This window comes from Pseudomonas sp., assembly GCF_035554175.1.
Lineage (GTDB): Bacteria > Pseudomonadota > Gammaproteobacteria > Pseudomonadales > Pseudomonadaceae > Aquipseudomonas.
The window spans coordinates 51,283-74,725 of record NZ_DATMIV010000052.1; the positions used below are offsets into that span (position 1 = coordinate 51,283).

Sequence of the window (23,443 nt, forward strand, 5' to 3'; positions counted from 1 at the left end):
CTTCGCCCCCGAGCGGGAGCAAGCTCCCTCGCCACAGGGGGGGTGGGTGGATTTGAGATCAGTGTTCTTGCCTTGACCGTCGGGCAGCGGGGAGTTCCTGCGCCAACGGATGGGGGCCCGATGATGCCCGTGGCGAGGGAGCTTGCTCCCGCTGGGCTGCGTAGCGGCCCCACCTGCCAACCGATTCCTTCAGACACACCTCGCATGCAGGGATTGCGGGTGCTTCGCCCCCGAGCGGGAGCAAGCTCCCTCGCCACAGGGGACCGGGTTGCCACAGGAATCGGGTGCAACACCGTACCTGTAGGAGCTGCCGAAGGCTGCGATCTTTTGCTTTTGCTTTTTTCGATGCCGCTGAAGATCAAGATCAAAAGATCGCAGCCTTCGGCAGCTCCTACGGGGAGGTGTTTGTCGTGAGTCGGTTGCCGTATGCCTGGGCCAAGGCGCAGCGGATTCTGCTGCGCGACGATGTGCTGACCGTGTGCCCGTCAACCCCAGGCTGGTCGATCAGCGAAGTGCGCCGGCAGTTCGGCACAACCCAGATCGAGCGCGTGCGCGATGATGAACTCGATGGTCTGCTCGCCAGTGCTTACGCCGACACCGGCAGTGCGGCAGCGGTGGTCGGTGCCGCTGAAAACGAAGTCGACCTCGATCGGCTGATGCAGGACATGCCGGAAATCACCGACCTGCTCGACACCCAGGACGGCGCGCCGGTGATCCGCATGATCAACGCCTTGCTCACCCAGGCCGCGCGGGACGAGGCCAGCGATATTCATATCGAACCGTTCGAAACCCATTCGGTGGTGCGCTACCGCGTCGACGGCACCCTGCGTGACGTGGTGTCGCCGCGCAAGGCCTTGCACGGTGCGCTGGTGTCGCGGATCAAGATCATGGCCCAGCTCGATATCGCCGAAAAACGCCTGCCGCAGGACGGCCGTATCGCTTTGCGCGTAGCGGGGCGGCCGATCGATATTCGGGTGTCGACGGTGCCGACCGGCCACGGCGAACGCGTGGTCATGCGCCTGCTCGACAAACAGGCCGGACGTCTGCATCTGGAAACTTTGGGCATGGATGCGCAGGTGCTGGCCAAACTCGACCATTTGATCCGCCAGCCCCACGGCATCGTGCTGGTGACCGGGCCGACCGGCAGTGGCAAGACCACCAGCCTCTACGCGGCGCTGGCGCGTCTGGACGCGAGCACCAGTAACATTCTCACCGTGGAAGATCCGGTGGAATACGACTTGCCGGGGATCAGCCAGATACAGGTCAACGCCAAGATCGACATGACCTTTGCGTTGGCGCTGCGGGCGATTCTGCGGCAGGACCCGGACATCATCATGATCGGCGAAATCCGCGATCTGGAAACCGCGCAGATTGCCGTGCAGGCCTCGCTCACCGGTCACCTGGTGCTGGCGACCCTGCACACCAACGACGCGGTGTCGGCGGTCAATCGCCTGATCGACATGGGCGTTGAGCCGTTTCTGCTGGCCTCGTCGATGCTTGGCGTCCTCGCGCAACGGCTGGTACGGCGCCTGTGCAATCAATGCAAACAGGAAGACCCGGCCACACCCGGCACTTGGCGTCCGGTCGGTTGCGCAGCGTGCAATCACACCGGTTACAGCGGCCGCACCGGCATCCACGAATTGTTCTGTATCGACGATGACATCCGCACGCTGATTCACCAAGGGGCAGGGGAGCAGGCCCTGCGCGCGGCTGCTTCAAAAGCGGGGATGTTCAGTTTGCGCGAGGACGGTGAACGCTGGATTAGCAGCGGCGCCACCGCGCCGGAAGAAATTCTTCGCGTGACACGGGACGCCTGATGAATCGCTATCGTTTCGAAGCGGCAGATGCCAGCGGAAAAATCGAGTCCGGGCACCTTGAGGCCGACAGCCAGAGCGCGGCGTTCAGTGCCTTGCGCGGGCGCGGTCTGACGGCGTTATCGGTGCACGAAGAGAGCAACGTCGCTCGGCAATCTGGCGGCGGATTGTTCAGTGCCAAACTCTCCGACAACGACCTCGCGTGGGCCACGCGGCAACTGGCGAGCCTGCTTGGCGCCAGCCTGCCACTCGAAGCGGCGCTGAGTGCCACAGTCGAGCAGGCCGAGAAAAAGCATATTGCCCAGACCCTCAGCGCGGTGCGTGCCGATGTGCGCAGCGGCATGCGTCTGGCTGAATCGCTGGCGTCGCGGCCACGGGATTTTCCCGAGATTTACCGTGCGTTGATCGCGGCAGGCGAAGAGTCCGGCGACCTGGCCCAGGTGATGGAGCGGCTGGCCGATTACATCGAGGAACGCAACAACCTGCGCGGCAAAATTCTCACTGCGTTCATCTATCCGGGCGTAGTCGGGCTGGTGTCGATCGGCATCGTGATTTTCCTGCTCAGCTACGTGGTGCCGCAGGTGGTCAGCGCGTTTTCTCAGGCGCGTCAGGATTTGCCGGGGCTGACATTGGCGATGCTCACCGCCAGTGATTTCATTCGTGCCTGGGGTTGGTTGTGTGCGGCGCTCATGGCCGGGGCGTTCTGGAGCTGGCGTTTGTACCTGCGTAATCCGGCGGCGCGTTTGAGTTGGCATCACCGCGTGCTGAAGTTGCCGCTGTTCGGGCGTTTCATTCTGGGGCTGAACACCGCGCGGTTCGCCTCGACCCTGGCAATCCTCGGCGGCGCCGGGGTGCCGCTGTTGCGTGCACTGGAAGCGGCGCGGCAGACGTTGTCCAATGATCGTCTGAGCCTGAGCGTCAGCGAGGCCACGGCCAAAGTGCGCGAAGGCGTCAACCTCGCGGCCGCACTGCGGGTGGAAAACGTGTTTCCACCGGTGCTGATTCATCTGATCGCCAGTGGCGAAAAAACCGGTTCACTGCCACCGATGCTCGAACGGGCGGCGCAGACCTTGTCCCGGGATATCGAACGGCGGGCGATGGGTATGACCGCGTTGCTCGAGCCGCTGATGATTGTGGTGATGGGCGGGGTGGTACTGGTGATTGTGATGGCGGTGTTGTTGCCGATCATTGAGATCAACCAGTTGGTGCAATAATCGGTAGTGATGCTGTCAGGTCGCGCCTCTTCGCGAGCAGGCTCGCTCCCACAGGGGAAACGCATTCCAACTGTGGGAGCGAGCCTGCTCGCGAAAGCGCCGGTGCGGACAACACAGAACTCAAATATTTTTCACCGGCCTGACCATCACCCGAGTCCCATTCCCACCATCCTCGGGTTCTCCTTTCTGTCATCTGCAACGACGCTTCGCCGGTTCCAGCCCGATCCGCTGAAAACCCCGCTCCAGAGCTGCCGCCTACCCACGCAAACACCCGAGAAATCTGCGCAGGAATCCCCCCGCAGCTCCCGAGGTTTTTTCCTTTATCTGTCACCGGAAACTGCGAATTTCTCAGTGCGACTTAACCACGGCCAGCGTTAGCGAGGGCCTGTTGAGTCCTCCCAGTGTCATGCAAGCAATCTGAAACCCTGTGTTCACACCCCTACGTTGAAAAGGAGATTCTTCATGTTCAAGCGCACTCTGATCGCAGCTTCCCTGACCCTCGCTGCCCTGGCTTCCGCCCAGGCCATGGCCGCCAACGTAACCGGTGGTGGCGCCTCACTGCCTGCCGCTCTGTACAAAGGCTCTAGCAACAGCATCCTGCCTGCCAACTTCAGCTACGCCGTGACCGGTAGCGGCATTGGCAAAAGCGCTTTCCTGACCAACAACGCTGCCCAGTTCAGCACCACCGGCACTGTGCATTTCGCCGCCAGTGACTCGATCCTCAGCGCTTCGGAGCTGAGCACCTACAACACCAACTTCGGTGCTTCGTACGGTCCACTGATTCAATTGCCATCGGTGGCCACTTCGGTTGCCATTCCGTACAAAAAAGCCGGCAACACCACCCTCAACCTCACCAGCGCTCAGTTGTGCGACGCCTTGTCGGGCACCAAGACTACCTGGGGCGCGCTATTGGGTACTGCCGACACCACCGCCATCCGCGTGGTTTACCGCAGCACTTCGAGCGGCACCACCGAAATCCTCAGCCGTCACCTGAACGCGATCTGCCCGACCAAGTTCGCGGTCAACACCACCTTCACCAACGCCCGTCTGCCAGCCGGTTCCGCGCTGCCGTCGAACTGGGTAGGGGTGGCCAACACTGCTGATGTTGCTCCGACCGTGAACGCGGTTGATGGCTCGATCGGTTACGTCGGTCCGGACGGTGTCAACGCTGCGAGCAACGCTGTCGTTGCTCGTATCAATGGCGTTCAGCCAACCAGCGCCAACGTCAACACTGCTCTGGCTTCGGCTCCACTGCCAACCAACGCGGCCAACCCGGCGCAGTGGTCCCCTGTGGTTGCCAACCCGTCCAGCGGTTATGCAATGGCGGCTTACACCAACTTCATTTTCGGCCAGTGCTACAAGGACGCAGCCGTGGCCGCTGATGTCAAAGCGTTCCTGACCCAGCACTACAGCACTCCGGGCAACGCCGTAGCTACCGCTGCTCACGGTTTCATCCCGGTTCCGACCAACTGGAAATCGGCAGTGACCGCCAACTTCATCACCAACTCCACCGGCAACAACCTGGACATCAACAACGCCAGCGTCTGCAACGCTGTGGGTCGTCCTTTGTAAGTCCTGCTACACGCGCAATGAAATGGCAGCAGCCTTCGGGCTGCTGCCATTTTTTTTGGCCGATTTACACCTCAATCATGAAGTTTGTGTGACATCCGTTCGGTCGCGCCTCGCGCCAACTGCCTATGTCGTAACAGCAGGTTTTTGCTGGCCTGCAGCTTTATGTGGCAATCAAAAAGGATCTCGTAGTGATGCTCGCTCGCCCATCCCGTCGCAGTACCCGTGCCCAAAATCTCAAGCGTGAGGTCAACGACCCGGGGTTGTGGCTGCTCAAGCCCTTGGCGCACGCCGTGGCGCTTTGTCTGGTGGCGGGCAGTGCGCAGGCGCAAACGGCGTTCAGTTCCAGCTGGTTTGCCGCCAAGGGCGCTGCGCAACAAGCGACGGCCGCTCGACCGAGTTTGGGAGGGCTGCCGGGGGGGACGCCGCCGCTGGCGCAGCAGCAAAAAGCCAATCAGCAGTTGCAGCGCTCGCTGCAGACGCTCAACAACACCGTGGCGGCGATTGCCGCACAACAGGCGGCTCAGGCGGCCGGGCGGGCGGCTGCATTGGGCACCGTGCAGGTAGTGCCGGACGGTTTGGGTGAGGGTGGCCTGAAAGTCGATAACAGCCTCACACAGGGCTGGCTGAACGCCAAGGGGCCTCAGCAGACCCAGGCTGACGGCAAGACCACGGTGAAAATCGAGCAGACCGCCGACAAGGCGATTCTCAACTGGGAAACCTTCAACGTCGGCCGCAACACCACGGTCGAATTCGCTCAGCAAACCAACTGGGCGGTACTCAACCGGGTCAACGATCCGAACGCGCGCGCCAGTCAGATTCAGGGCCAGATTACAGGCGACGGCACGGTGATGCTGATCAACCGCAACGGCATCGTGTTCAGTGGCAGCAGCCAGGTCAACGTACGCAATCTGGTGGCCGCCGCGGCCAACATCACCGACATCCAGTTCCGCGACCGGGGCCTGTACTTCGACAGCAGTGGCACCCAGCCGACCTTCACTGACGCGGCCGGCAAGGTGCTGGTGGAACGTGGCGCGAGTATCCAGACCCATACACCCAAAGCGTCGACGGCCGCCGGTGGCTACGCCTTGCTGTTGGGCAACGAGGTGCAGAACGATGGCAGCATCAGCACCCCCAAAGGCCAGACGGTGCTCGGTGCCGGCGATCGCTTTTACATCCGCAAGGGTTCAGGTACCGATGGCAACGCGGTGTCCACGACCTTCGGCAATGAAGTTACTCCGGGCTTCAAGGCCGGTGCCGTGGCCGGCAAGGTCAGCAACAATGGCCTGATCCAGGCCGCCACTGGCGACGTCAGCCTGACCGGCCATGAAGTGCTGCAAAACGGTGTATTGCTGGCGAGCACCTCGGTGGCCACGCGCGGCACTGTGCACTTGCTCAACCCGGCGAGCGACAGCGACGGCAGCGTCACGCTCGCTCAGGGCAGCGTCACCGCGATCATGCTCGACAGCAGCGACCTCACCGCGCTCGACAGTCAGCGTGACGCATCGCTACAGGCTGTCAGTGCCAATAACCGCATCCGTGGTGATCAGTCGCGCATCGACATCGGCAGTGGCGGCAGCGTCGAATTTCAAAACGGTTCCATCACCCTCGCCACCGGTGGCCAGGTCGCGGTATCGGCGGGGCGTCGCAGCCTGGTGCGCGATGGCGCGTTGATTGATGTGGCTGGCGCCGTCGGGGTGAAAGTGGCGATGGAAGCCAACAACATCAAGATCAACGTGCAGGGCAACGAGCAACGCGATGCGCCGGTCAATCGCGAAGGTGGGGCGCTCAACAGTAACGATATCTGGGTCGATGTACGCGAACTGGTGTACGTGCCGGCCGGCACCAACGGCTATGCCACCGACCGGTGGTACACCGCTGGCGGTTTGCTCGAAGTCGGTGGTTATCTGGGCACTCAGGGGCACAGGATCGGCGAGTGGATGGCCCAGGGCGGCAGCGTGAATTTTTCCGGCAACGACGTGGTCACCGAGAAAGGATCGCTGATCAATTTGTCGGGTGGCACCCTTGACGTGCAGAGTGGCGAGATCCGTCAGACCTGGTTACGAGGGACTGACGGACGTCTGTACGAAGTCTCGCGGGCGCCGGGAGATCTGCTGTATACCGGGCTGTATAAAGGTTATGAAGACAGCAGCGAGCGTTGGGGCCAGACGCAGTTTTACCATAACCCGCTGATTGCACCGACGTCGCGCCAGGAGTCGGGCTACACCGTCGGCCGCGACGCTGGTCAATTGGTGATAGGCACCCGCAACGCGATGGTCGATGGGCAGATTCTCGGCGAGGTGTTCCAGGGTGACCGCCAGACACAAGCCCCCCGCGCGGTGCTCGATGGCTATGAGCAGAGTCAGACCGCGCGGGCTCGCCGGGCCCGGTTGATCGTCGGGCAATACGATCCGGCCTGGTCGGCGACTGCTGGTGGCCTGCAATACCAGCTCGATGCGCTATTGAATCAAGTGCAGATCGGCGCAGGCCCCACAGCGGCGCTCACAGCGCCCGGCCTGGCAGATGCCGTGGCGCAGGAGCGGGTCGGTAAACTGTTTCTGGCCAGCGATCTGCTCAACGGCTTTCAGCTCGGCGCGTTGAAGGTCGCCGCCGCGACATCCATTGTCATCGATCAGGCAGTAACCGTTGATTCAGGTGGCGACATCACCTTGTTCGGCCCGCAAGTGCAGGTCAATGCGAACCTGACGGCACGCGGCGGCAGCCTGAATCTGGGTGATGTGTTGACGGGTAACCCCGGATTGACGACGCCAGCCGGGACGCCTGTCGGGGTCACGGTGGCCAGGGATGCGCAACTCGATGCTCGCGGTCTGTGGAGCAATCTGGGCACCGACCCGGACGACGTCAACAGTCTGGCCTACCTCAATGGCGGTGTGGTGTCGTTGCGCAGTACCGGCAAGGTCAGCCTGGGCAGTGGCAGTCTGCTTGACGTGTCGTCCGGCGCGGCGCTGTTGGCCAATGGCAAGACGCGCGGCGGCAAGGGTGGCGACGTGACTGTGGAGTCGACGCCGCTGACCGGCGCGACGCCGTCACAGGTGATCCTTGATGGCGACGTGCGGGGCTACGGTGTGACCGGGGGCGGCAGTCTGACGATTCAGTCCGGCAAGGTTGTGATCGGTGGATCCGGCGTGGCACTGGCCGACAACACGCTGCATCTGGCCCCGAGTCTCTTCAGCACAGGTTTTGCCGGTTATAGCGTCACCGGCCTGAATGGGCTGGAAGTCGCGGACGGCGCTCAGGTCGATGTGGTGATGCCGGTTTATCGGTTCGGCGAAGCAGCGCCGCACCAATCCAGCGGCGTCGATCCGCGCACAGCGCTGCAATTGTGGACCCCCACACTGTTTCAGGAGAACCCGGGCAAAGGTGTTCTGACCCAGCGTGGCGGCGCCAGTCTGGCGCTCCAGGCCGGTTCCAGTGAACTGGCACTGATTGACCCGGCGAACAGCCCGCTGTCGATCGGCCACGGTGCACGTATCAGCGTCGACCCGGGGCAGCGCATCAATCTGCGCGGTGCCGGACAGATCACGGTCGATGGGCAATTGCATGCCTGGGGCGGCACCCTCGATATTCGTCAGCAACAGTTTGGCTCGCTGGACGTGGCAACCAAGGTGCAGAACGCCGACCCGCAGGCCCATAACCGTTCGATCTGGATCGGCGCAGACGCGGTGCTGGATGTTGCCGGTCGCGCTTATACCGCCGTGGATGCGTTGGGTCGGGTGTACGGTCAGGTCGGCAAGGGCGGCAGCATTATTCTCGGTGGCGAGATCGATTCGAAGAAACTCACCGCGACGTCAGCCGACGCCTACGTGATCGTGCGCGACGGAGCTAGGCTGGACGCTTCCGGCACGCACGCAGTCCTGGACGTCGCCGGGCTCGGAATGACTGACGTCGTCACCGATGGCGGGCGCATTGCCTTGAGCTCGTACAATGGCGTGTTCCTCGACGGCCAGTTGAAGGCTGCTGCGGGCGGCATCGGTGCCTCGGGTGGGCGTCTGGAGATTGTCCAGGACGCGCCGCTCTACCAGGTGAATCTGGCGAGCAACGAAGTGCGTGCGCCGCGTGAATTGATCATCAGCCAACGTGCGGATGGATCGCTGCTGCCGGCCGATCTGCAAGTCGGTGAAGGTGCGGCGCAGCTGCGTTACGGTCAGACGCGGCTGAGTGCCGAGCGCTTGATGTCGGCTGGCTTCGATCACCTGAGCCTGATGAGTAACGGCTTGCTGACGTTCGCCGATGATGTCGATCTGCGCATGAATCGAAGCCTGAATGTGTACGCCGGCTCGATCTCGCTGGCGCAGGCCGCCAGCGATACGGCGCGGGTCAATCTGGCCGCGCCGAACATGCGTTTGTCGGGGCTGGGTTTTTACTTGTCGTCGGATATCAGCATGCGCCCACGGGTGCTGGCCACCCCGACCACACAGGTAGCGAACGCTCGATTCACCGCCACCGCTGACTTGCTCGATCTGAGCAACACCTTGTCGTTTGGCGCCGAGGGCACGATTGCGCAACTCAGTGCGCCGGCCCTTGCCGTCGTCCGTCGGGGTTTCGATCAGGTCACTCTGGACAGTCGTGGCGACATGCGGTTTCTCGCACCGAACGACAACGAACGCAGCTCGCGCTTGTGGACGGCCGGTGACCTCAACTTGCGCGCGGCGCAGATTTATCCCGCCACCGGGGTGTCGGCCGATGTCCGGGTCGGTTATCAGGGCCCTGTCCCGATCGCCGAGGATGCCCGCACATTGCGCATCAGCGGCCATGGCGAAGCACCGCGGGCCTTGCCGTATTCCGCGTTTGGCAGCCTGTTGCTGGTGGCCGGAAAAATCGAGCAGGGCGGCGTCATCCGAGCTCCGTTGGGGTTGATCCAACTGGGGGAGAACTCGCTGGGCAAAACCCGCGAGCTGCACCTGTTGCCAGGCAGTGTCACCTCGGTCAGCGGCGCGGGTCTGGTCATGCCCTATGGCGGCACCACCGACGGCATCGACTATCGCTACAACGGCAAATCCGTAGGGTTGCACGGAATCGCCGGTGCTCTGGATGGCGTGATCCTCACCGGGCAGTACGTCGATGTACAAAGCGATGCGTTGATTGACTTGTCGGGCGGCGGTGATCTGCGAGGCGCAGGTTTCGTTTCCGGGCGCGGCGGTTCCACCGACGCCCGGTTCAATCCGCTGGTGCGCAACGCTGCCGATGGCACGTTCAGTTTTCCGGGGCTTGGCAGTAACCCGGTGTACGCCATCGTCCCGGGTAACCAAAGTGCCTTTGCTCCGGCACTTGCCGAGGCGGGTGCGAGCGATCCGCGTCTTGGCCAGCAAATCACCATCGGCGCCGGTGTACCTGGTCTGGCCGCCGGAACCTACACGTTGCTGCCTTCAACCTTTGCCTTGCTGCCCGGCGCGTTCCGGGTCGAGGTCAATGGCCAGGCAACTCCTGGCATGACCAGCGGTGCGCTGAAAATGCGCAATGGTTCGTGGTCCAGTGCCGGTGTGATGTCGATTGCCAACAGCGGTTTGCGCGACAGTCTGCCGAGCCAGGTGATCCTGACGTCGGCCGATGTTCTGCGCCGCTATTCGCAGTACAACGAAACCAGCTTCACCCAGTTCATCCAGAGCGATGCAACCCGGCGGGGTGTGCCACGTGCGTTGGCGCCGATGGATGCGAAGTCGCTGATATTCAAATTGACCGCCGACGATCAATACGACATCGGCATGAATTTCCAGGGCAAGGCCCTGTTCGCTCCCGGTGCAGGCGGCGTTGCTGGCACTGCGACCGTGTCGGCAACGCAGATGGAAGTGCTCGGGCAAGGACAGTCGCGCACGCCAGGCTTTGGCGGCGTTTCGGTATACGCCGACAGCCTCAATCGTCTCGGTGCCGGTCGCCTGAGCCTCGGCGCGACGCCCACCGTCGAATACGGCACGGCAGGGAACTTCATACGGTTTGACGGTAATGCGTCCGACATTGCTTTGCGTAACGGCGCGGTGTTGTCTGCGCCCGAGGTGCTGCTACGCACGACGACCACCAGCGGCGGTATCACCGTCGAAGCGGGGGCGGGGATCAACACACTCGGCCTGGGCAAAGCACCTTACGACTCGAACGACGGTTTCATTTATCAACCGGGCGCCGCCAGCCTGTTGGTTGTGTCCAACGGCTGGACCAATGTCCTCGCGCCGACGGCCGGGAACAGTCTTGATGGGGCCGGCAGTATCCGCATCGGCACTTGCGCGGCGCAGCCGTGCACCCAGCCGTCTCTGCTGTATTCCAATGGCAGCATCAGTGCCGCCACCGATAACCGGTTCGAGCTCAACGAGGCCGTACGTTTTGGTACTCGTCACCTTGCTCTGGCAGTCGGTGCAATAAATGCCGGTAGTGCTGAAGCGATCGCCGCGGCGGGCCAGGTTCCGAGTGGTCTGAACCTGAACCAGAACGTTCTGGACCGTCTGCTGCGCGGCGACACGCAGTTCGGTGCTCCGGCGCTGGAAACCCTGAGCCTGACCACCCGCGATTCGTTCAACTTTTTCGGCAACGTCAGCCTCGATACGATCGATCCGCAGACCGGCGTCAGTCGCCTGCAGAACCTGTTATTGGCCACGCCCGCCGTTTATGGTTGGGGCGAGGCCGGCGATGTGGCGACCATTCGCACCGCCAACCTGATCTGGAGCGGTGCGACCCAGGCGCCAGGTGCGGTGGCCAGTGGCGGGGCGGGAACGGGAAGCGGCACGCTGGACATTCAGGCGCAACGCATCGAGTTCGGTTATGGCCCGAACCCGCAGCCCAATGGCCTGGATCAGAACAACCGACTGGCGTTGGGCTTTGCCACCGTCAATCTCACCGCCAGCGAGCGCATCACCGCCAACCACAAGGGCAGCCTCGCGGTGTACCAGGCGCAGGGCGCTTACGATCCTCTGACGGGTTATGCCTACAGCGGCGGCAACCTCAATCTGCGCACGCCGTTGCTCACCGGTGAAGCGGCGTCAGTCAACCTGCTCAAGGCGGGCGGCAACCTGCGGGTCAGTGGCAGCGCCAACTCGGCATCGGCTGATGCTCTGGGCGCGGAGCTGACGCTGCAAGCGCAAACGGTGCAACTTGATGGGCGCATTGCGCTGGCCAGCGGCAAACTGGTGGTCAAGGCGCAAAACGATCTGACCCTGACTACGGCGGCGCAACTGGATCTGGCCGGACGTACCTTGCCGTTCAATGACGTCAGCAAATACAGCTGGGGCGGCGATGTGGCGCTGTACAGCAGCGATGGCAATATCCGCCAGGCGGCCGGTTCGCGCATCGATCTGTCGGCGCACAACAATCAGGCTGGCCATCTCAGTGCGGTGGCGCTGGCGGCAGACGCGGGTGTGGTCGATTTGCAAGGCGAGATACTTGGCGCCAGCAGCGGTTATTACGATGCCGGTGGCACGCTGGTGCCGTACAAGGCCGGTGGCGTTGACATTCGCGCACAACGACTGGGCGACGATTTGAACCAGGGCTTCGCTGCGTTAAACCAGCGCTTGAACGCCGGGCAGGTGTTCGGCAGCCGCAGCTTCCAGCTCAAGCAGGGCAGCCTGGTGATCGGCGACGGGCTCAAGGCCGGTGAGATCAGCGTCTCGGTGGACAATGGCAGCCTGACCGTGGGCGGACTGATCGACGCCAGTGGCGAGCGGGTCGGCAGCATTCGTCTGTCCGGCAACAACGGTCTGACACTGACCGGCAATGCCGTGCTGGATGCCCATGGTCGTGTGCTGCGGGTCGACAGCTACGGCAAGATTATCGATGCCCCCAACCGCGCCATGGTCGAACTCGATTCCGGTGATGGCCTGCTGACGCTGGCCGCCGGCGCACGGATCGATTTGCGCCATGGCACCGGCGCTACGTTGGGCAGCGCGGCCGGTCAGAACGATGGTTTGCCGCGCGGTACACTGGAGCTCAATGCACCGCGTATCGGCGCAGGGGACATTGCCATCGATGCCAGTGGCGCGCTGAATATTCAGGGCGCGCGCTCCATCGGCCTGAATGCCATGCGGCGTTACACCGATGCTGCCGACGGCACCGATGCGGCAGCCAGCGGACGCCCGTATCAGGTGATCGATCAGGCTTATCTGGACCGTATCCATGCCGACAGCACTGCGTTCATCGATGCTGCGCTGGGCAACAGCCAGTTGCTCCAGGGAAAACTCGCCGGGCTGAACAATGCCACCTACGCCGACGCTTTCCGTGTGCGCCCTGGCGTAGAGATCGCCAGCAACACCGCTGATGGCGATCTGGTGGTGCAGGGCGATCTGGATTTGTCCGGTTATCGCTATGCCAGCCTCAATCCACACACGGCAAAAACCGCCGTTTATGGCTCGGGAGAATCCGGCAGCCTGTTGATCCGCGCGGGTGGCAATCTGGATATTTACGGCAGCATCAACGACGGCTTTGCGCCGCCACCGGAAACCGTAGACGACGCCGGATGGAAACTGGTGCCGGGCATCCAGCCCTTTGGTGGCGACTTGATCGTTCCGGGCGCCGGGGTAACGCTGGCAGCAGGCACTTTGTTTCCGGTCGGCACGACCCTCAATTACGACTTGCCGATACAGAGCGCGACACTCGCCAGCGGCACGCTGCTGCCAACCCAGGGCATCCTCGCCGGGCCTTACACAATGACGGCCGGCACGGTGTTGGCCGGTGCGGTACATGATGCCGCTGGCAACCTGCTATACGCCGCCGGTACCTTGCTCAATGACAACGTGACCCTGCCGCCCGGCAGCCGCCTGGGGGCCGGAACCCGGTTGAATGCCGCCACGGACATGCAGGCGATGCTGTGGCCCAAAGGCGTGCCGTTGCCGGGCACGTTTGCCGATAACCAGATTGTCGGGGTGAAGTTAAGCACCGAATTGGCGCTGTTGCGCGGCTCGCTGATTCCGTCGATGACCAACGTAGTGCTGGCTGACGGCACGGCCTACATCGATTTGCGTCCGTTGAACGGCACGCAACAGGGACGGAACTGGGCCCTGGCGAGCATGCTGCCGTCGGGCAGTACGTCATGGTCAATGCGCGTGGTTGCCGGGGCAGACCTTGACGCTGCCGACACTCGTATCGTCAAACCGCTGACCAGCGAAGGTCATTTGCGTCTGGCGGATACGCATTACGGCATGCTCGTCACCACGAAAGTTCTCGACACCACCTGGGCGGTGGACAACCCGTTGGGGTTCCCGGCCGGGGAGGTGGTCAAGGAAGACGAAATGTTCTGGTGCGATATGATCCCCGGCGTCTGCATCGCGCCTGCCAAGTTCCTCTGGGCGGATGGCAACGTGTTGGGCATGCCGACTGGCACCCCGGTTTCCGAAGGCGATTTGTTCTGGTGCGACATAGACCCCACTTGGTGCCTGCCCAATGTCGGCGGCACCACGGTGTCGACGCATACGCAGATGTTCAGCGTACTGCGCACCGGCACCGGTGACCTCGATGTGCTGGCGGCTGGCGACCTGAGTATGGAATCACCCTTCGGTGTGTACACGGCGGGTACGCAGTCAAGCGATGTCGAGGCGCATGACAACCAGCCACGTGGGCGTCTGTCGGACGACGGTTCAGTGCTCGGCAGCGCTGGCAGCGATAACGAGAAATGGGTCGATGGCGGCAGCGACAGTTTGTATCAAGCCTGGTATCCACAACTGGGCGGCAATCTGACGATCGGGGCCGGTGGTTCGATTTCCGGTGACGCTCTGGGAAGGCGATCCATTTCACTGCAGGTTGATACGCGGGCGCAGATTCCAAGTGTGGCGGTGGGCAATTGGCTGTGGCGCCAAGGCACTGGCAACGCAGATGTACCGACTGCCTGGTGGATCAACTTCGGTAGTTACGCGACGTCGCCCCTGCCCAACCTCGACGATGACCAAGGGCCATATCTGGTCGGCTTCACCGGTTTCGGCACCTTGGGTGGCGGCAACATCAACCTGCGTGCCGGCGCGGATGCCGGCATGCTCAGACCGTCCGGCGACGGCCGCTCGAACCTTTACCCGCGCAGTCAGGGTCTGATTGTGGCCGTCGGCAGTACGGGGCGGGTGGACAGCGATGGAAGCTTGCAATTGACCGGTGGCGGTGACATCGATATCCGTATCGGGGGCTCTCTCAATCCGTCACTGGCGGCCCGCGCCGGGGATTCCGGCACGCTGGCGCCGCGTCATGATCTGCAAGGTGCATTGATCAACCTGCGTGGCGATGCGCAGTTCACTGCCAGTGCCCTGGGCGGCGTCAATTTGCACTATGGCGCCTTTGCCCTGGATCAGGACCCACGGGAAACTCGCGCGTTCGACCCCTTCAAAGCGACCATCGGCAGCGCGGCTGGCGGGCTGGTGCTGATTCCGGGGGATTCAGGGATGCGCCTCAGTACCCGTGGGGATCTGGTCATGGGCGGGGCGGTGGACCCGGGCCGGGTGCGTTTGCAGAACTCCTCGCCGTTTACCGACGCGCAGGGCGTCTATCATGCTGGCGGTGGCCTGGCAGGTTTCTCGCTGTGGACCGACCACACTGCGATCGATCTGTTTTCAGCCGGGGGTAACCTCACTCCGAGCACACAGTTGGCCGAAACGACGACATCGGTCGTTACCGGCCTCAATACCTCACCCACTGACCGACGTTTTGTCTATCCATCCATCCTGCGTGCAGTCGCCGCTCAAGGTTCGATCTTCGCTGGCCCATCGGCTGCTTTCGGTACGGGCAATCCGGCGCCTGCGACAAGCTACTCGCTGTTGCTTGCGCCGTCGACCGCCGGTCAACTTGAATTACTGGCCGGTGATTCGATTTATGCCGGCGGTTATGCGATCAACCAGTCCGCTGCCAGCCCGACTGCCATCGCCACACCGTTTGCGCCGTCCTTCAATGGTTTTGCCAGCAACACCGCTGGCGTCCCGATCATGACCAATAACAGCGTTGACGGCGTCACGGCCAGCCGGAATGCCCGTTATCCATTGTTCGCCTTCGGCGCCGACAGCTACTCGGAGTCTGGCGCGGTGCAGGCACCCGCCAGGATCTACGCCCTGACTGGAGACCTGGTGGGCGTACGCAGTGGTGAGACGCTGACGTACACCAAAAGTGGTGTCGTGCAACGCAATTGGTATGAAGCCGCCGGGCCGGTGTGGATGTTGGCCGGGCGCGATATTGTCGCCTCAGGGACCAATCTGGGGCAGCCGACCGAGGTGGTGGACGAGGTGTCAATTGCGAATAACGAAGTGATCAGTTCCAGCGGCAACCTGTTCGTCCACAATGACCCGCGAGATGTATCCCGGGTTTCCGCTGGCCGCGACATCCTCTACAGCAGCTTCGACATCGCTGGCCCCGGCCTGCTGGAAATCAGTGCTGGACGTAACATCCTGATGGAAGACCGTGCCGGCATTACTAGCCTGGGCCCAGTCGTGGCCGGCGACAATCGACCGGGCGCGAGCATCGCAATGCTGGCGGGTGGAGGCGTGCGAGGGCCGGATTATTCACGCTTCATCGCGCGCTATCTGAACCCGCAAAACGTTGCGGATTCGACTGTGGCCCTGAGTGGACAACCGGGCAAAGTGGTCAAGACCTACATCAATGAATTGCAGAGCTGGCTGAGCCTCGGTTATGGCTTCAAAGGCAGCGATGAACAGGCGAAAGCCTTCTTCGCCGCGCTGTCGGGCAGCGAGCAGGCTATCTTCGCCCGCCAGGTGTACTTCGCCGAACTGCGTGCCGGTGGCCTGGAATACACCGATGCCGACGGCCCGCGCAAAGGCAGTTACCTGCGCGGTCGCAACGCCATTGCGGCGCTGTTCCCGACCACTGATGTGGCGGGCAATCCGATCCGCTACGACGGCGACATCACGATGTACGGTGGCGCCGGGGTCAAGACGCTGTTTGGCGGCGATATTCAGATGCTCACGCCGGGCGGTGGTCAGGTGTTCGGCATCGAAGGCGCCGCACCGCCGTCCACAGCCGGGATCATCACCCAGGGTTCGGGCGATATTCAGCTGTACTCGCAAGGCAGCATCCTGCTCGGCCAGAGCCGGATCATGACCACCTTCGGCGGCTCGATTCTCGGCTGGTCCGCTGAAGGCGATATCAACGCCGGTCGCGGCTCGAAAACCACCGTCGTCTACACGCCGCCAAAACGCGTGTACGACACCTGGGGCAACGTCACCCTGTCACCTTCGGTGCCGAGCACCGGCGCCGGTATCGCCACGCTCAACCCGATCGCTGAAGTGGCGCCGGGCAACATCGACCTGATCGCGCCACTGGGCACCATCGATGCCGGCGAGGCGGGGATTCGCGTCTCCGGCAACGTCAACATCGCCGCACTGACGGTGGTCAACGCCGCGAACATTTCGGTGCAGGGCAAAGCGACCGGCGTGCCCGTGGTGTCGGCGGTCAACACTGGCGCAATCACTTCGGCCAGTTCGGCTGCTTCATCTGCTACGCAAGCGGCGGAAGACGTCGCTCGCCAGCAGCAAGCCGCAGCGCGACAGAATCAGGCCTCGGTGTTCACCGTGCAGGTACTGAGTTTCGGCAACGAGCAACTGGCGCCGTCGCGCGATGGTGCCAGTCGCGCACCGGCGACCGGCTACAACCCGGACAGCCCGGTGCAGGTATTGGGCGCCGGGGCGCTGGATGAACAGGCGAAACAGCAGCTGACCGAGGAGGAGCGTGGGCAGCTGACGTTGTAAAGGGACTCTCGTGCAGTACGTTTGGGCGGCCGGTTGGCCGCCTTTTTTTTGGGGGCGAAAGGTCAGGGATATTTCTTTCGGGCATGAATTACCAGGAAATCAGCTTTTGATCACCGGGCTGACAGCCGCCGCTCAAACCGGCGGCCACAGCCACGCCGCACTCAGTTGCCGTCCGCCACCTTGCGCTCGATCTCGTCGACTTTGCGCTGCAGCTCTTCCGCTTCCTGCTCTTTTACCCGAGTGGAAGAAGGCGTGATGACCTTGTCCACGCCTTCGGTCTTGCCATCGCGGTCCTGCAGATCGCGCTCGACTACATTCACCGGTTTGCCGCTGGCGTCGGTGGGCTGGGCGTTGGGGGTTTTGTCGTCGTTGGGATTCATGGCGCTGGCCTCCTGTTGGTGTACACATTGGAGACAGCGGGGCGGCAGACGTTCGAATTTTTTCAGCGCCAAGGCCCTCTCCCGCAGGAGAGGGCACTGCGGCGTTTTTTCAGTCCTTGAGAATGTCGCGATCCTTGGTTTCCGGCAGGAAGAAAGTGCCGAGTACGGCCGTCGCGACTGCAATCACGATCGGGTACCACAGCCCGTAGTAGATATCGCCGGTGGCCGCGACCATGGCGAACGCCACGGTCGGCAGGAAACCGCCGAACCAGCCGTTGCCGATGTGGTAGGGCAGCGACATCGAGGTGTAGCGGATGCGCGTCGGGAACAGTTCGACCAGCCACGCGGCGATCGGGCCATAAACCATGGTCACGTAGATCACCAGCACGGTCAGCAGGAGCAACATCATCGGATAGTTGATTTTCGCCGGATCGGCTTTTTCCGGGTAACCGGCGTCTTTGAGCGCCGCGCCAAGGTTGGCGGTGAAAGCGTCGTTGCGGGTCTTGAAGTCGGCTGCGGGGAGGGCGCTGCCTTCGAAACTCTCGACGACCCGGTCACCGATGCGCACCTGCGCGACTGTGCCCGGTTCGGCGGCGACGTTCTCGTACGGGATCGCGCGTTTCGCCAGCAGAGTCTTCGCCAAGTCGCAGGAACTGGTGAATTTGGCCTTGCCCACCGGATCGAACTGGAACGAGCACTGCTCGGGATTGGCGATCACCTTGACCGGATTTTTCTCCTGGGCGACGAACACGTCCGGGTTGCCGTACTGGGTCAGCGCATGAAAGATCGGGAAGTAGGTCAGCGCCGCCAGAATGCACCCAGCCATGATGATCGGCTTGCGCCCGATGCGATCGGACAGGCTGCCGAAGATCACGAAGAACGGTGTGCCGATCAGCAGCGAGCCGGCGATCAGCAGGTTGGCGGTCTGCGCGTCAATCTTCAGGGTTTGCAACAGGAAGAACAGCGCATAGAACTGCCCGGTGTACCAGACCACCGCTTGCCCGGCCGTACCGCCGAGCAGCGACATGATCACCACTTTGAGATTGTCCCAGCGCGCAAAGGATTCCGTCAGCGGCGCCTTCGAGGCCTTGCCTTCGTCCTTCATTTTCTGGAATACCGGCGACTCGCTCAGTTGCAGGCGGATGTACACCGACACGGCCAGCAGAATGATCGACAGCAGAAACGGAATCCGCCAGCCCCATGCCTCGAACGCTTCGTTACCCAGCGCCGTGCGACAGGCGAGAATCACCAGCAGCGACATGAACAGCCCGAGGGTGGCCGTGGTTTGAATCCACGAGGTGAAAAAACCGCGGCGGTTGCGCGGCGCATGCTCGGCCACGTAGGTTGCCGCGCCGCCGTATTCACCACCCAGCGCCAGACCTTGCAGCAGGCGCAGGGTGATCAGGATAACCGGGGCGGCGACGCCAATGGTCGCGTAACCGGGCAACAGACCGACGATGGCCGTCGATACGCCCATGATCACGATCGTGATCAGGAACGTATGCTTGCGTCCGATCATGTCACCGAGGCGACCAAACACAATCGCGCCGAACGGCCGCACCGCGAACCCGGCGGCAAAGGCCAGCAGGGCAAAGATGAACGCGGTGGTTTCGTTGACGCCGGCGAAAAAGTGCTTGGCGATGATCGCCGCCAGTGAGCCGTAGAGGTAGAAGTCGTACCACTCGAAAACCGTGCCCAGCGAGGAAGCGAAGATGACCTTGCGCTCCTCCCTGGTAATGCCGCCGCTGCGGGGCGGTGTGCCGGTGGATGCTGTGTCGATTGTGGCCATGGGTGTTCTCCGTCGTGCTTATTGTTGTAGGCCGGAGTCCCCCGTTACTGCCTGTCGCACTCTGGCCCGTCGGCATCTGCCGCCATTGCTGTCGCGTGAAGCTTGCACAGTCTGAGCGCCTCGCAGGGCTGCAAGGTTTCCTGAAGCATAATCAGCTTTTGGCAGATATCCACTCGCCACCATGAGGACTTACGCTTTCACCCAGCGCTGCCGGCTCCAGGCGCTTAACCAGTCGACCAGAAACACCAGCAACAGCATCGCCAGAATCACCGTGCTGGCCTGCGCTTCCTGGAACAGGCTCAGGCTGACATAGAGCATCTGCCCCAAGCCGCCAGCGCCGACAAAACCCAGCACGCTGGCCATGCGGATGTTGTTCTCCCAGCGATACAGGCAGTAGGCGAGCAGTTGCGGGGCGAGATTCGGCAGGGTGCCGTAACAGAACGCGAGGAGCGGATTGCCGCCCTGCAAGCGGATCGCCTCGGCGGGCTGCGGCGGGGTGTTTTCCAGCGCTTCGGCGAACAGCCGACCGAGCACGCCGGTGGTGTGCAAGGCGAGGGCGAGGGTGCCGGCGTTCGGCCCGAGGCCGGCGGCAAGCACCATCAGCGCAGCCCAGACCAACTCCGGAATCGCCCGCAAACCGTTGAGCAGCAGGCGCGCCGCGCTTTGCAGCGGCCAGCCGAATCGCCCGGCGGCGGGCAGCGCGAGGACGATGCCGAACAGCGCCGCGAGCAGCGTGCCGAGGGCCGACATGGCCAGGGTTTCCAGCGAACCGTGAGCGATGGCTTTCAGATACCCGGCGCTGAGGTCCGGGTCGAGAAAGCGCTGCACATAACTGCCCATCTGCTTGAGGCTGTTGGCGCTGCCCAGTTCGGCGAGATCCAGCTCCAGATAGGCAAAGGACGTGAACACCGCAAATGCGATGGCGACGATCAGCAGCAGGTTGATCAGGCGCCTCATGTCAGCCTCCAGCGCAGCAAACGGCTGAGTTGATCGGCGCACAACACCAACAGCAGGAAGGTCAACAACATGCTGGCCACTTCACCGCCGGCGAACATGCGGATCGATAAGTCGATCTGTTGCCCCAGGCCGCCGGCGCCGACAAAACCCATCACCACCGACGCACGAATCGCGCACTCCCAGCGATAGACCGTGTAGGAGAGCAGTTCAGCCGCGACGTTCGGCAACGTGCCGTAGGCAAACGCCGCCAGTCGACCGCTGCCGGCCTGCAAAAACGCGTGCGCCGGGCGCTGATCGGTGGATTCGAAAATCTCCGCGTAGACCTTGCCGAGCATGCCGCTGTAGGTGATGGCGATGGCCAGCACGCCGGCTGCCGGGCCGAGGCCCACCGCACGCACGAACAACAGCGCCCAGACAATCTCCGGCACGCTGCGCAGGAAAATCAGCAAGCCGCGAACCGGCCAGCGCAGCAGGCGGCCAAACAGGCTCGGCACGCCACCGCGTGACGCAGCGGACAGCGACAACGCGCGGCTGGCGATCAGACTTGCCGGCACCGCCAGCAACAAGGCCAGCGCCATGCCCGCCGTGGCAATTGCCAGGGTTTGCAGGGTGGCCTTGAGCAGTAATTGCAGGAACGCTTGATCGTGCGCCGGTGGCCAGAACGCCGAAACAAACCGGCCCATTTCGTTTTGGCTATCGGCCTGAAACAACACACCCAGATCCAGCTCGCTGAGCTGAATGCCCGGCCACAGCAGCGCAAGCGCGAGCAGCGCCAGCAACAATCGCGGCCACGCCGCCGGATCCCGTGAATCAGCCTTCAGCATCGCGGAATCTGCACGATCAGAGGTGCCACCGTCGCGACCGGCGATTGCAGTTGTTCGTTGGCGTACAGCGCATCGAGTTTGTCGCGGCTGACCTCATTGGCAGGGCAGTCGAAGAGAATCTGCCCGTCGCGCAAACCGATGATCCGCGCAAAGTGCGCCAAGGCCAGATCCACCGCGTGCAGGCTCGCCACCAGCGTGACGTTATGCTCGCGGGCGTGGCGCGAGAGGATCGACAGCGTGTGCCCGGCGAGCACCGGGTCCATCGCCGAGACCGGTTCGTCGGCAAGCAGGATTTCCGGCGCCTGATACAGCACCCGGGCAATGCCGACGCGCTGCAACTGCCCACCAGACAACTGTTGGCAATGGGCGAACAATTTGTCGCCCAGGTCCAGCCGCGCCAACGACGCGCGCGCGCCCGCCACATCCAGCGGATGCAGCAGATTCAACAGACTTTTCCCCAGACTCCACTGGCCAAGTTTACCGGCCAGCACCGCCGTGATCACCCGCTGACGCGGGGGGATCGGCGGCGCCTGATGCACCAGGCCGATGCGCGCACGCAGGCGCTGACGCAGGCGCGCCGACAAGTGCCAGGCGCGTTCGCCGAGCACTTCGATGTCGCCACTGCTGGGCTTGAGCGCGGTCGCCAGCAGATTGAGCAGGCTCGATTTGCCGGCGCCGGACGGGCCGATGATCGCGACCTGTTCGCCAGCGCCAATCTGCACATCGATCGTGCGAAGGGCCTCGACGCCGTTGGCATGACGCAGGCTGCCCTGGGTGAGGCGTAGGGTCATTTCAGCAGTTCGGCGGCGCGGGCGGCTTCCTCGATGCCCTTGTAGTTCTCAGGCTTGGTATCGATGAAGCGACTGGCGGCCTGCAGATCAAGAATCTTCTTCTGCTCAGGGTTGGTCGGATCAAGGTCGAGGAAGGCCTTTTTGATTTTCGCTGCCAGCGCCGGGTCGAGGGTGCCGCGCACGGTCCAGTTGTAATCGAAGTAGGTAGGGGTGGTGGCGAAGACCTTGACCTTGCTGGTGTCGACCTTGCCCGCATCGACCAGTTTCTGCCAGACGCTGGCATTCAACACACCGGCATCGACCTTGCCGGCCTGCACCCAGGCGACGGTGGCGTCATGGGCGCCGGAGTAGGCGACGCGACTGAAATAGCCCTCAGGCTTGATGCCGTCGTTTTTCAGCATGAAGTAGCGCGGCATCAGGCTGCCCGAGGTGGACGACACCGCACCGAAGGCGAAAGTCTTGCCCTTCAAATCGGCGAGGCTTTTTACATTCGGGTCAGCGGTGATGAATTTGCTGGTGAACTGCGCATCCTGTTCGCGCTGCACCAGCGGGATCACTGGCGTGGTGGCGTCAGTCTTCAAGCGTGCCTGCACAAAGGTGAAACCGCCGAGCCAGGCCATGTCGAGGCGATCGGTAGCCAACGCTTCAACCACCGCCGGGTAGTCAGCGACGGGCACGAACTGCACCTTCATGCCCAACTGCTGCTCAAGATACGCGCCCAGTGGTTCGAACTTGCGCAGCAGCTCGGTCGGCGCTTCGTCAGGAATCGCGCTGACCCGCAGAACGTCAGCGGCTTGCGTCATCAGGGCAGAAAAAGACAGCGCCAGACCGGCGGTGAGGGCGAGGGTACGCTTGAGCATAGAATTCTCCGTTTCATAAGCGTCGACAGGCGAAACGCAACCGCTACTGCGGGGCGCCACGTCAGGTTAGACGAAACGGCGAGGTTATACGCATTCGCGCGCAGAATGGCCAGCCTCCCTGCCGGCGCGTTGTGTCAGTTTGTGTGCTGTGCCGTTCACGCAGCTTCAGGCAGTTTCGCAATCACCTTGATTTCGAAATCGAAACCCGCCAGCCAGGTCACGCCGACAGCCGTCACGGTCGGAAACGGCGCCTCGCCCCAGAACTCCGGCACCACGCTCCAGATCGTTTCGAATCTCGATTGCGGATCGACCATGAACACGGTGACATCCACCGCATCAGCGAAGCTGCAACCGGCCGCAGCGAGGATCGCGTTGAGATTGTTGAACGCCGTGCGCACCTGATCGCGCAGATCCGCCTCGGGTGAGCCGTCCTCGCGGCTGCCGACTTGTCCGGAGACAAACAGAAAACCATTGGAGCGAATGGCCGGGGAATAGCGGTGACGCTCGTACAGGGCGTGGCGGGCGGGTGGGAAAACAACATCGCGCTTGGACATGACAGTGACTCCATCAGTGG

Annotated in this window: 11 protein-coding genes; 4 read left to right on the forward strand and 7 right to left on the reverse strand. The window is 62.8% G+C overall.

The window, feature by feature from the left end; translation table 11 throughout:
• Positions 1-410 precede the first annotated feature (410 nt).
• The 4 genes from gspE (at position 411) to VNV36_RS23395 (ending at position 17,268) form a co-directional block, all read left to right on the forward strand.
• On the forward strand, positions 411-1,817 hold the full coding sequence (gspE, locus tag VNV36_RS23380) for a type II secretion system ATPase GspE (RefSeq protein WP_325721033.1): 1,407 nt from the start codon (positions 411-413) through the stop codon (positions 1,815-1,817).
• Positions 1,817-3,028: a type II secretion system inner membrane protein GspF gene (gene gspF, locus VNV36_RS23385; protein ID WP_325721034.1), complete on the forward strand. Its 1,212-nt coding sequence runs from the start codon at positions 1,817-1,819 to the stop codon at positions 3,026-3,028. Before gspE ends, gspF begins: the two co-directional genes overlap by 1 nt.
• A gap of 462 nt (positions 3,029-3,490) precedes the next feature.
• Positions 3,491-4,600: a substrate-binding domain-containing protein gene (locus VNV36_RS23390; protein ID WP_325721036.1), complete on the forward strand. Its 1,110-nt coding sequence runs from the start codon at positions 3,491-3,493 to the stop codon at positions 4,598-4,600.
• A 191-nt stretch (positions 4,601-4,791) separates the two neighbouring features.
• Positions 4,792-17,268 carry a filamentous hemagglutinin family protein gene (locus VNV36_RS23395; protein ID WP_325721038.1) on the forward strand — a complete coding sequence of 4,159 codons (12,477 nt, stop codon included), beginning with the start codon at positions 4,792-4,794 and terminating at the stop codon, positions 17,266-17,268.
• Positions 17,269-17,429: 161 nt separating this feature from the next.
• On the opposite strand, the gene VNV36_RS23400 is transcribed toward VNV36_RS23395, so the two are convergent.
• The 7 genes from VNV36_RS23400 to VNV36_RS23430 form a co-directional block, all read right to left on the reverse strand.
• Positions 17,430-17,648: a hypothetical protein gene (locus VNV36_RS23400; protein ID WP_122750503.1), complete on the reverse strand. Its 219-nt coding sequence runs from the start codon at positions 17,646-17,648 to the stop codon at positions 17,430-17,432.
• Between the two features lie 109 nt (positions 17,649-17,757).
• Entirely contained in the window at positions 17,758-19,437 is a 1,680-nt protein-coding gene (locus tag VNV36_RS23405) for an MFS transporter (protein WP_325721041.1), read from the reverse strand.
• 189 nt (positions 19,438-19,626) lie between these two features.
• On the reverse strand, positions 19,627-20,394 hold the full coding sequence (gene phnE, locus VNV36_RS23410; RefSeq protein ID WP_325721043.1) for a phosphonate ABC transporter, permease protein PhnE: 768 nt from the start codon (positions 20,392-20,394) through the stop codon (positions 19,627-19,629).
• Positions 20,391-21,218 (reverse strand): PhnE/PtxC family ABC transporter permease, encoded by an 828-nt coding sequence (locus VNV36_RS23415; RefSeq protein WP_325721045.1) that lies wholly within the window; start codon positions 21,216-21,218, stop codon positions 20,391-20,393. Before VNV36_RS23415 ends, phnE begins: the two co-directional genes overlap by 4 nt.
• Positions 21,212-22,009, reverse strand: a complete 798-nt coding sequence (locus VNV36_RS23420; RefSeq protein ID WP_325721047.1) for a phosphonate ABC transporter ATP-binding protein — start codon at positions 22,007-22,009, stop codon at positions 21,212-21,214. Before VNV36_RS23420 ends, VNV36_RS23415 begins: the two co-directional genes overlap by 7 nt.
• Positions 22,006-22,869 carry a putative selenate ABC transporter substrate-binding protein gene (locus VNV36_RS23425; RefSeq protein ID WP_325721049.1) on the reverse strand — a complete coding sequence of 288 codons (864 nt, stop codon included), beginning with the start codon at positions 22,867-22,869 and terminating at the stop codon, positions 22,006-22,008. The genes VNV36_RS23420 and VNV36_RS23425 overlap by 4 nt, the downstream gene beginning before the upstream one ends.
• Positions 22,870-23,024: 155 nt before the next feature.
• On the reverse strand, positions 23,025-23,423 hold the full coding sequence (locus VNV36_RS23430; RefSeq protein ID WP_325721051.1) for a RidA family protein: 399 nt from the start codon (positions 23,421-23,423) through the stop codon (positions 23,025-23,027).
• Positions 23,424-23,443: the final 20 nt, after the last annotated feature.